This is a genomic window from Staphylococcus sp. Marseille-Q5304 (assembly GCF_943737015.1).
GTDB lineage: Bacteria > Bacillota > Bacilli > Staphylococcales > Staphylococcaceae > Staphylococcus > Staphylococcus hsinchuensis.
The window spans coordinates 2,178,226-2,189,219 of record NZ_CALSFP010000001.1 but is presented as its reverse complement, the minus strand read 5'-3'; the positions used below and the strand labels follow the sequence as shown (position 1 = coordinate 2,189,219).

Sequence of the window (10,994 nt, the reverse complement as noted above, 5' to 3'; positions counted from 1 at the left end):
CACTTCCGATAAGTTGAATTATGTCAGCTCAATGATAAAATAATATAGTTACTTCGATTAAAATAATACAATTTCCACTTTTTCTAAAGTCAAAATGTTTATAATAAATATGAGTATATTATTAAAAAAATTTGCAAATATTGAAATGAATTAGTTAAAGATGAACTAACTAAAATACTATTACAGTTTATTTAGATGCATTAATAAAATTGTAAGTGTTTTATACTTAAGGAGGATTTTAAATGTCGAAAGAAAAAATAACTAGAGAAAAAACATCTATTAAAATACACAGAACTTTCAAACCATTATTTGATGAATTAGTAGCAGAAGAACGAGACAGTAAAATAGATTTTATGGATGCGTTGTTAGTATTTTATGCTAAAGAAAACCATCCAGAGATTTTAGAAGCCTTTAAAAATCAGGAATTAAAAACGCAAAAAAATGAAAAAGCAAAGGATCTATAAATAAATGTAGTATTTATTATCATTATTCATTTGTCTACCAATGTTCCTTTATAAGCAGTCAATAATGCATAAAGAAAGATACGTTTAAATGAAAATGAGACAATACATATCTAAAATACAAAGCGCTTAATAGAAATAATTAATCTATTAAGCGCTTTGTTTACTTAATCAAATAAATCATAAATTAATGATTTCTGAAAAAGGAATCCTTGCTCTTTTCTCAATTTATATAAATTAGAACACGTTTGCACATAATCAAATATCAAAAATGATTTTTAAAAAGAAGAGATTAAAAAAATCATTAGTGAATAAACTTCTAACTCTTCATACCAAAATAGCTCCTTATAAATTTAAAAAACATAAAATTTAACATATAAAAATTTGCGATTTGTTTTATTGCTTTTTAAAATTTTAAGTATCAATTAATAACACAAATTCATTTTCTATAACTACTTAAATTTCGTTTTTGGTGTTTCATTTTGTCAAAAATGGCTTATTCTATCAGAATAAAACTTCAAAATTCTTTATTCTACTAGAATAAAAGGGTCTCTGAAGCCCTTTAAATAGGCTTTATCTATAGGATTGGTGTTCACATTAATAATGCCATTCGTAATTTATAGAATAAAAATTACTTAATTCATTTTTGTCTAATGTAAATGTACTATAAATACTGGTATAACCGCATTTATAGTGAGAGCAAATGACGAAGGAATGGTAAGAAAAATACATCAGCTATGCTGATTGACACGAAAGTGGCATTGTATTTCCTTATGCTCTTATTTTTTATTCTGCTTTCAGCATAAAAAATAAATGATTTGTACAAAAGTTAAATGAATAAAAATGATTTTTTCGCTATCATAATGACTCATTCTTTTCGTACCAAATCACTCAAGTTTATATTTTTAATTAAAAGATGTTACGATACGTGATCAAAAGAACGTAAGAGTAACTTTATTTAGCTGTTTACAGCAAATAAACGTATATCTAATGTACTGCTAAGAAGAAGATTAGATATACCTTACTACCTTTAGAAAATTCAATTTTTAACTTTAAGTTAGTAAATTATTATTCATTAATTTAAAATTTGTCTAAAATCATCAACAGTATATATAAAGTATATTTTCCCTTCTTGGTCATACCATTATTTAAACGTAGGGTTAAATGCAAACCAGAAGTCTGACGATAACTTCAAGAGTTTCTAGGAAGTTTTTTGGAATATTAGTAATTAAGGCCTCTCTTTTTTAGATAAATGTCAGATTTATTTTTGTATTTAATGGGAGTGCTTCACCCCTAATGTAAACATTTTTATTTTTTTAGTTTACATTTAGAACGCTTAGTTTTATTATCAGTACTAATACAGATATAGGAAAGAGTGGTGAAATGTTTGCTTGTAATCATGAAAAGGTGCGCTAGATATCATGTGTCTAGGTAAGACGATTACGGGGGGGATTTACCTTTAGCTGCTACTTTAAATTCTCAAAAGATTTATAAAACATTTTCAAGCGATAATCATGGTGTTAATGCATTTTTACATAGCTATACTTACACCGGTAACCAAATAGTATGTTCCATTGCTTTAGAAAATATTGTTACTTTTGTTCCAATTTTAAGCATATTAAATAAAGAAATTTAAAAAATGGTTAATATTTTTGAAAAAGCACTAAACAATATATTAGATGAGGATGATTAATATGAATTTAGCTGAAAAGATTTTAAAAGGAGAAACCTTAACTAAAGAGAGGTTATTGAAAATATATGAAAATCCTAATATAGATACATTAGATTTATTGAACGAAGCCTATATATTAAGAAAACATTATTATGGAAAAAAAGTGAAATTAAATATGATCTTAAATGCTAAGAGTGGTATATGTCCGGAGAACTGTGGTTATTGCGGTCAATCTAGAGATATGAAACAAAAGCAAAGATACGCTCTAGTGCCAGAAGAACAAATTGTTAGCGGAGCCAAAGTAGCTCACGAGAATAACATAGGTACATATTGCATTGTCATGAGCGGCCGAGGACCTAGTAACAAGGAAATTGATCATATAAGTAGAACAGTAGAAGAAATTAAATCAAACCATCCTCAACTGAAAATATGTGCGTGCCTTGGTTTAACTAATGATGAACAAGCTAAGAAGCTCAAATCATCTGGCGTTGATAGATATAACCATAATATAAATACGAGTGAAAACTATCATGAAGAAGTTGTAACTACCCATACTTATAAGGACAGAACAAACACTTTAGAAATTATGAAAGAAAACAATATTTCACCATGTTCTGGTGTGATTTGTGGGATGGGAGAATCAAATCAAGATATCATAGATATGGCTTTTGCCTTAAAAGAAATAGATGCAGATAGTATTCCTATTAATTTTTTACATCCTATTAAAGGTACAAAGTTTGGAGAAATGGATGAATTGACACCCATGAAGTGCTTGCGACTTATATCTCTATTTAGGATTGTCAATCCATCTAAAGAAATTAGAATTGCTGGCGGTAGAGAAGTTAATTTGCGTTCACTACAACCTTTGGCCTTAAAGGCAGCAAATTCAATATTTGTAGGAGACTACTTAATTACTGGAGGACAGCCTAATAAATTAGATTATAAGATGATAGAAGATTTGGGATTTGAAATCGACTCTGGATATAATGAGCTGAAAGAAAAAGTAGAATGACCTTACAAAGTGATTTTAAAAATTACAAGAAGAAGATTTATATAGAAAGATTAAATCTATTGAATCCATTCATGGTAAAGATATACCTGTAGATGGGAAAATGATATTAATTTCGCCTCCAATGATTATCGATACAAGAAGAAACTCGTTTCACTCGTTTTAAAAACCACAAATTTTGACACTAACGTAACGTAATTAGTTACAATAAAATTAAAATTAAAAAAGGTGGAGAAAAACATGGATTTTTATCAAATGCCAATGTTCAACAAAATATTAGTACAAGACATTGAAAAAGCAGAAAAATGGTACGAGAAAACACTTGGCTTTAAAAGTGTTTTCAAATTCAGAAACGAAAAAAACGAAGTACTAATGAATCACTTAAGATTAGAAAAATATCAAGATTTAATGTTGATTTCTAGTAATGATTTTAAAGTTGGGAATTCAATATATCTAAACTTATTAGTTAAAGATATAGAATCTAAATCACAAACAATTTCACCAAAATTTGTTATTTCCGAACTCGAGGAACAACCTTGGAACGCAAAAGAAATGACTATAAAAGACCCAGAAGGTCATTTGATCACACTTACTCAATCAAATATCAGCGACACTGATTTTGAAAAATTAATGCAACAAACATCAAAAAACTATTAACAACAAAATTCCAATTGTTTTGAACACGTTTTGCATAATATTTTCTGGTTTTTAGCCCAACTTTTTAAATTTGTTATTCCGTTAAGATTTTTAGTATTTGTATATATTGCTATATTTTCGTTTTTACTTATTTCTTTTTTACAGTTATCACATTTTAGTTTTTCGAGAAACATGAAAAGACCTCACTTTTTTATGGTTTTTGAAACGAGTGTAAACGAGTTTCAAAAACCAAATCAAAGCAATTTCTAATAATAAATTTTCACCTATCACCAAATAAAATAAAGTTATCAATATTGGAACTATATAAGAATGACCAATATTATAAACGTAACTACCAATTTTTTTATCAATCAAATAACCTAACATAGAAATATCAGGAACTAGCAAGAATAATAAAAAGATCCATAAAGAAAAACCAAACATAAAATAAATAATTACAGCAGTAATAAAAACAAATGCATTTTCTAATCTAATTAAATTGCCCACAAAACTCCCCCTCTCTTTTTTATAGATTACTAAACCTTATTGCTTTATTCCAATTGCTTTATTGACGTTGAGCCTCGGAACCCTTAACAATCCCAAAACTTGTCGAATGGTCGGCTTAATAGCTCACGCTATGCCGACATTCGTCTCCAAGTTTAGTTAAGGGTTCTTCTCAACTTCAATAAATTTTCTCGGCATAAAAGTCGCTAATATCCTTATTTGCAATTTCTTCAATTTTTTCTACAATTTTTAACTCCAAATTCCCTTCACTCTCAATAAATTCTTTAGCAAAACTTCTTAATTCTTCATGATGTCCAACCATTACTGTATAAAGTGCATTTTCAAACATAGATATATCATTTGAATCATTACCAAAAGCTATATAATCACCTTTATCTATCCCTAACATTTTAAGTGCAGCCCATTTATGTATACCTTTAGGACTTATATCAAGTACATTCTCATTCCCATGCTTATTTACATATACATCTAATTCATTTAATTTTTTACTCAATAATTCATTATTACTCGATGTCAAAATCAAAACTTTCACAACAGATTTTAAAGAATCTAGATTAACTAAATTAGCCGAATTTAAAGGATCTAAATTTTTTAATATAGAATGGTTTTGAGGTCCAGTATATGCATAATCCCAATCCCCATCAATTAAGTAAGTAGCATCAAATTCATTAATTAATTGTTTAATTTTTTCCATTTCTGATAACGAAAAAGAAACAGATTTTATAATTTTTCCTTTACTTAAAATAAGCGAACCATTACCACCTATCATTGTATAATCATGAAAATCCTTGCTTATAACGGGAAGCATATCTCTAATCGGTCTCGCAGATGCAAAAATAACTTGATGACCACTATTCGTAAGATTTTTTAAAGAATTAAGAATTTTATCTGATACTGGTTCTCCTTTAAAACAAATAGTCCCATCTAAATCAAACACAAATTTCACATTTAACGCCTCCACTATTTAGATTAGTTTTTATTATAATATTCCTTATCAATTATGACAGAAATTTTATTAGCAAATTATATCTACGAAAAGTCTTCAAAATAAGTAACTTTTTCGGGTCTACTTTGTACACTTTATCTACCTGGTAGACCCAATTGTTATTGCTTTACAGGTCTAAAATTCGTCGTTATAATCTAGTTAAATCCCGTAAGGGCGCACTTACACGTTTGCTCCAAACGGTGCAAAAACCATAATCGACCTTCGTAGATTTTTTTAATCTTAGTTTTAAGTAATCGGTGTTGCAGCACAGATACAAAAATTAATACTGCACGAATTTGAATCGACGTTGTAGCGTAGATATAAAAATTAATACTACATCAAAATTTAACTAAGATTTAAGCTACTAGTTTTTTGCTAGTAGCTTTTTTATTTTTAAAATTTTAAATACCTTTATTTTGAATTTTAAGGGGGCATTTTAAAGATTTAGGGGTAAATCATATGTTTTATGCCTAAAAACTTATATAAGCTCTTAAAACGCAAATATGAGCCAAATAAATATATGCTATTTCCAAAAACAAAAATTTGAGCAAAACCAGTGACTAATTTTTTAGACACTGCCCAGTTACGCACAAAATTATTTTTTGCGGTAAAAACTGGGCAACCATGCCGGTTGAACGCTATAGTTCCCGCAGGGGCAAAAAGACATGAAAAAACGCTAACTTTTAAGCTAACGTTTATTAAACAATACTTTTAAAAAATCGAATTATTAAATTAAAAACATTAGGAATAAATACAATTATTCGAAACACAATATCTGAAATAATCTCAATAAAAAATGACTTAGTTCTCTTGTATTTTGCACTCATAAATCAAACTCCTAAACTTTTTTTAAGTAATAATTTTGTTTTTCAAAATTCCAAATTGCCGTAATTGAATGTGCTTTTTCTTCTTCATCTGTTGTTTTATCTTCATCACTTGTATTAATCAAATTGCCATCTTCGGCATCGTCTAAATTTAAAATTTTATGTTTTTGTTTAAGCAATCCACCGTAACTCAACATACGTTTTCGATATAAACCTTTTTCTAAATCATTAACAATCTCTGAATCTTTTTCGCTATCTCCAGTTAAATAATCTGATGACTTAACCGAATATTTTGAGGTTTCTTTAATTGCTGTAAGCTCATTTGAATTATTCGTTAAAGATATTATACTTAGGCATATTTTGACGACGCATATTAAGCGCATGTATCTCTTCTAGTTCAGCTTTAATCGATTGCATCAAATAACCTTGCATAGCTTCAACCGTTTCATTTTTTTGTAGCAACATCGCTTTAAATCGTTTTAAGACACTGACAAGTTCGAACTCCACGTCTTCTAAACGGTAATATGTATCATGAGCATTATTAAATGATTTTTTTCCTTTAAGTAAAACACTTTTAATAATACGAATTTCTCTAATTTCAAAATTACTTAAGTAATCTTTGATTTGTTGTGGCAATTCTTCAAGCACTTGGAATTTTAACGCATCATTATTAAATTCAGTTTGTTGATGATTTGTATGATTCGAATGAGCGTTTTCAGAAATATTGCTAGTTGTATCATTCAAATCATTCGTATCATTAGTCTCAGTCTCTATATAATCAGTATTACTAAATTCAGTATCATTAGACTGTGAATTCAACTGTTCAAGAACTTCCAAATTCACAGTTCCAGAACTTCCAAATTCATTGTTTTGGAACTGTGAATTTGGAAGTTCCTTGCTATGACTGATTTCATTATTATAATTTGGCTTTAATAGATATAAGGTTCTGTTGCAAAGTTGAATTTATAGTATAATTTTAACAAAAAGGAGTCTTCTGTATGAACTATTTCAGATATAAACAATTTAACAAGGATGTTATCACTGTAGCCGTTGGCTACTATCTAAGATATGCATTGAGTTATCGTGATATATCTGAAATATTAAGGGAACGTGGTGTAAACGTTCATCATTCAACGGTCTACCGTTGGGTTCAAGAATATGCCCCAATTTTGTATCAAATTTGGAAGAAAAAGCATAAAAAAGCTTATTACAAATGGCGTATTGATGAGACGTACATCAAAATAAAAGGAAAATGGAGCTATTTATATCGTGCCATTGATGCAGAGGGACATACATTAGATATTTGGTTGCGTAAGCAACGAGATAATCATTCAGCATATGCGTTTATCAAACGTCTCATTAAACAATTTGGTAAACCTCAAAAGGTAATTACAGATCAGGCACCTTCAACGAAGGTAGCAATGGCTAAAGTAATTAAAGCTTTTAAACTTAAACCTGACTGTCATTGTACATCGAAATATCTGAATAACCTCATTGAGCAAGATCACCGTCATATTAAAGTAAGAAAGACAAGATATCAAAGTATCAATACGGCAAAGAATACTTTAAAAGGTATTGAATGTATTTACGCTCTATATAAAAAGAACCGCAGGTCTCTTCAGATCTACGGATTTTCGCCATGCCACGAAATTAGCATCATGCTAGCAAGTTAAACGAACACTGACATGATATATTAGTGGTTAGCTATATTTTTTTACTTTGCAACAGAACCAATGAAGATATCAAAAAATTAAGAAGTAATTTTTTAGAAAAGACCAAAACATTATCAATTTGTATATGTAGAAGAATTGGAATTTGAAGAACCTTAAAAACCTAAAAATCAGTCTAGGCGTTAGTCCTAGACTTACGTTTTTTAGGTTAAAAGAAAGGAGCTAACCTTTAAGGTTAGCTCCTTTTTGTGTTCTCTATTTTGATAATTCACTTGTCCTTATGATAATTCACAAAATTAATAACGTATACTATTGTCATTAAAAGAAATGGTATTGTTAGCAATAATGTATTTAAACGCCCTATATTCGATACCCATAAAAAGAGTGTTAGCATTAATACATAATTGATTATTACTATAAAGAGTATAGGCCATCTGTACATTTTATTCTCCATAATTATCACACCTTAATTAGCAACCTGCTACGTAGCCACCTGAAGCACCGCCGATACCTCCACCGACTGTACCTACAACGCCACCACTTACTGTACCTACAACTGGTAATGTAACTGTACCCACACCAGCACCTGTAAGACCTCCTGCTGTTGCTCCTCCTACAGCACCGCCTGCTGTTCCGATAACACATTTAGCAACAGACCCTTTTTTCTTTTTACGGTCTTGTTGATTAGGAACTACCTGCATACCTAATTTACCTTTTTCTTCAAAATAAACTATGTTTACATTTTTACCGTTTTTGTCTTTAGCTGTTGATGGTAATTGTTCTGTTTTATTTGTATTTTATCTTTTAATGTAGCTATACCATTTTCATCTACATTGTATGTAATATTTTTATTTAAATCAATTCTACCCATATTGTCATCAATTTTTACTATTTCACCAGCACTTTTAGATGATGCTTTTTGTGTTTGGTTATTTTCAGCAGCTTGTGAATGATTGTCCGCTAAACCAGTGCTAACAGTCATACCAGTTATGATAGCAAATGCAGCAAAGCCTTTAACTACTTTTGATTTTACGTTATATGCTTTTTCCATATGTCATCTCTCCTAATATGTATTTGTTTTGTATCTATCTATAAATTACCATTTATATAGTTTTAAAAGTTATTGTAGTTCATAAGTGTCTGTATTTTATTCATATTCGTTGAAATATTGACTTTATTAATTAAATTTAAATATAATATGTCAAAAAAAGGATGTAACTATTTTATGAAACGAATGTTATTTTGCTTTCTAATATTATTATTTTTAGCAGGATGTTCAAATAGTAATCATCATAAACCTAAAAATAAAATTGTGGAGTATGGTGATTTCAAATGTCCTTATTGTAAGCAAGTAGATGATCACATCATGCCTAAACTAGAAAAAGATTATATTGATAAAGGGAAAGCTGACTATCAATTCGTGAACATGGCTTTTTTAGGTAAAGACTCAGTAACAGGTTCTCGTGCCGCTCATGCTGTTGAAAATATAGCGCCTAAAAAGTCTTTAAAATTCCAAAAACTTATGTTTTCAAAACAACCTAACCATGAGAATAAATGGATTACTAGAAAGTTAATTGATAAGCAAATAGACAAATTGAATTTAAGTAAGAGTAAAACAAATAAAATCAAAAAAGATTATAGAACGAAAAATAGCCAATCATGGAAAGATGCTAAAAAAGATGTGCGACGCTATAAAGATAAAGGTGTGAAAGAGGCACCAACGGTTTATGTGAATGATAAGAAGTTGAAAGATCCTTATAGTTATAAGGAATATAAAAAGTATCTAAAATAAATAAAATTTATAACGACATAGATAAAACATCTTTGTTATTTTGTTATATTATAGGTTCTGTTGCAAAGTTGAATTTATAGTATAATTTAACAAAAAGGAGAACCCTGTATGAACTATTTCAGATATAAACAATTTAACAAAGATGTTATCACTGTAGCCGTTGGCTACTATCTAAGATATGCATTGAGTTATCGTGATATATCTGAAATATTAAGGGAACGTGGTGTAAACGTTCATCATTCAACGGTCTACCGTTGGGTTCAAGAATATGCCCCAATTTTGTATCAAATTTGGAAGAAAAAGCATAAAAAAGCTTATTACAAATGGCGTATTGATGAGACGTACATCAAAATAAAAGGAAAATGGAGCTATTTATATCGTGCCATTGATGCAGAGGGACATACATTAGATATTTGGTTGCGTAAGCAACGAGATAATCATTCAGCATATGCGTTTATCAAACGTCTCATTAAACAATTTGGTAAACCTCAAAAGGTAATTACAGATCAGGCACCTTCAACGAAGGTAGCAATGGCTAAAGTAATTAAAGCTTTTAAACTTAAACCTGACTGTCATTGTACATCGAAATATCTGAATAATCTCATTGAGCAAGATCACCGTCATATTAAAGTAAGAAAGACAAGGTATCAAAGTATCAATACAGCAAAGAATACTTTAAAAGGTATTGAATGTATTTACGCTCTATATAAAAAGAACCGCAGGTCTCTTCAGATCTACGGATTTTCGCCATGCCACGAAATTAGCATCATGCTAGCAAGTTAAGCGAACACTGACATGATAAATTAGTGGTTAGCTATATTTTTTTACTTTGCAACAGAACCATATTATAAATAAACTATTTAAAAGAGAGGAATTTGATTATGCAATTTAAATTAAAAGAACGTGAAGTTTTAGACTTTTTTGAAATTAACTTCCCAAATCAAAAATTTGAAAATGGACGTCTACTCGTAGGTCAAGATAAACAAAATGATTTATCTATATATTACTTAGGCGAAGATTTCCTTGGGTTGATTTTGACTAACTTTAAAACATTTGAACATCGTGAAGCACATGAACTTAATTAAGACAAAATAAAACAGATTATCCTTAAAGATGGCAAACTATTCCGTAAATTATTTATCGTTACTGACGAAGGAACTTTTCGTTACGCCACTTCAAGAGTATTATTATCAGATTTCCAAAAAAATAATTACGATGCATTTATCAAAGGAGAAAAACAAAGAACGATTTACGAAAATGGCAAGTTTGTTTAAACCTCAAATCAACTATAAATAGAAATTCCTAGAATATTAAACACTAATGGACACCCGTATAACGTAATAACTCGGTAGACTCCCGTCAGACAAACGTAGACTTTAATGCTGGAACTCAACCAGCACAAAATGAAAATTCTGAATTT

The 10,994-nt window shown here is 29.4% G+C and carries 10 protein-coding genes and 4 pseudogenes; 8 read left to right on the top strand and 6 right to left on the bottom strand.

The annotated features are described in order from the left end of the window. The first annotated feature begins 242 nt into the window (after positions 1 to 242). From NGI30_RS10885 to NGI30_RS10870, 4 genes and pseudogenes are all read left to right on the top strand, one after another. Positions 243 to 464: a hypothetical protein gene (locus NGI30_RS10885; protein ID WP_002440830.1), complete on the top strand. Its 222-nt coding sequence runs from the start codon at positions 243 to 245 to the stop codon at positions 462 to 464. Between the two features lie 1,365 nt (positions 465 to 1,829). Beyond that, positions 1,830 to 2,097 (top strand): annotated as a pseudogene (locus NGI30_RS10880) (aminotransferase class III-fold pyridoxal phosphate-dependent enzyme); the annotation flags it as partial. Positions 2,098 to 2,155: 58 nt separating this feature from the next. After that, positions 2,156 to 3,145: a biotin synthase BioB gene (gene bioB / locus NGI30_RS10875; protein WP_041080315.1), complete on the top strand. Its 990-nt coding sequence runs from the start codon at positions 2,156 to 2,158 to the stop codon at positions 3,143 to 3,145. A 237-nt stretch (positions 3,146 to 3,382) separates the two neighbouring features. Next, entirely contained in the window at positions 3,383 to 3,799 is a 417-nt protein-coding gene (locus NGI30_RS10870) for a VOC family protein (RefSeq protein WP_069821423.1), read from the top strand. 147 nt (positions 3,800 to 3,946) lie between these two features. Here NGI30_RS10870 and NGI30_RS10865 read toward each other — a convergent pair whose 3' ends face one another. From NGI30_RS10865 to NGI30_RS10850, 4 genes and pseudogenes are all read right to left on the bottom strand, one after another. After that, positions 3,947 to 4,285 carry a DUF4260 family protein gene (locus NGI30_RS10865; protein WP_251943880.1) on the bottom strand — a complete coding sequence of 113 codons (339 nt, stop codon included), beginning with the start codon at positions 4,283 to 4,285 and terminating at the stop codon, positions 3,947 to 3,949. Between the two features lie 175 nt (positions 4,286 to 4,460). After that, positions 4,461 to 5,249, bottom strand: coding sequence for an HAD-IIB family hydrolase (locus tag NGI30_RS10860; RefSeq protein ID WP_011304070.1), 789 nt, complete (start codon positions 5,247 to 5,249; stop codon positions 4,461 to 4,463). Between the two features lie 877 nt (positions 5,250 to 6,126). Then, positions 6,127 to 6,423, bottom strand: a pseudogene (locus tag NGI30_RS10855) (protein rep); the annotation flags it as partial. 16 nt (positions 6,424 to 6,439) lie between these two features. Then, positions 6,440 to 7,054 (bottom strand): annotated as a pseudogene (locus NGI30_RS10850) (replication initiator protein A); the annotation flags it as partial. A gap of 56 nt (positions 7,055 to 7,110) precedes the next feature. Here NGI30_RS10850 and NGI30_RS10845 point away from each other — a divergent pair. After that, positions 7,111 to 7,785: an IS6-like element IS257 family transposase gene (locus NGI30_RS10845; protein WP_001105987.1), complete on the top strand. Its 675-nt coding sequence runs from the start codon at positions 7,111 to 7,113 to the stop codon at positions 7,783 to 7,785. Positions 7,786 to 8,252: 467 nt separating this feature from the next. On the opposite strand, the gene NGI30_RS10840 is transcribed toward NGI30_RS10845, so the two are convergent. Both NGI30_RS10840 and NGI30_RS10835 read right to left on the bottom strand, forming a co-directional pair. Next, the gene (locus NGI30_RS10840; protein ID WP_251943878.1) at positions 8,253 to 8,483 is read right to left on the bottom strand and encodes a hypothetical protein; all 231 of its coding nucleotides are present in this window, start codon (positions 8,481 to 8,483) and stop codon (positions 8,253 to 8,255) included. 35 nt (positions 8,484 to 8,518) lie between these two features. Further along, positions 8,519 to 8,833: a hypothetical protein gene (locus tag NGI30_RS10835; protein WP_251943876.1), complete on the bottom strand. Its 315-nt coding sequence runs from the start codon at positions 8,831 to 8,833 to the stop codon at positions 8,519 to 8,521. 174 nt (positions 8,834 to 9,007) lie between these two features. Here NGI30_RS10835 and NGI30_RS10830 point away from each other — a divergent pair, with 174 nt between their 5' ends. The 3 genes and pseudogenes from NGI30_RS10830 to NGI30_RS10820 all read left to right on the top strand — a co-directional run bounded on the left by NGI30_RS10830 (position 9,008) and on the right by NGI30_RS10820 (position 10,848). Then, entirely contained in the window at positions 9,008 to 9,574 is a 567-nt protein-coding gene (locus NGI30_RS10830; RefSeq protein WP_044466833.1) for a DsbA family protein, read from the top strand. A 108-nt stretch (positions 9,575 to 9,682) separates the two neighbouring features. Then, positions 9,683 to 10,357, top strand: a complete 675-nt coding sequence (locus NGI30_RS10825) for an IS6-like element IS257 family transposase (RefSeq protein WP_001105987.1) — start codon at positions 9,683 to 9,685, stop codon at positions 10,355 to 10,357. A gap of 98 nt (positions 10,358 to 10,455) precedes the next feature. Next, a pseudogene (locus tag NGI30_RS10820) lies at positions 10,456 to 10,848 on the top strand (hypothetical protein). The last annotated feature ends 146 nt before the right edge of the window (positions 10,849 to 10,994 follow it).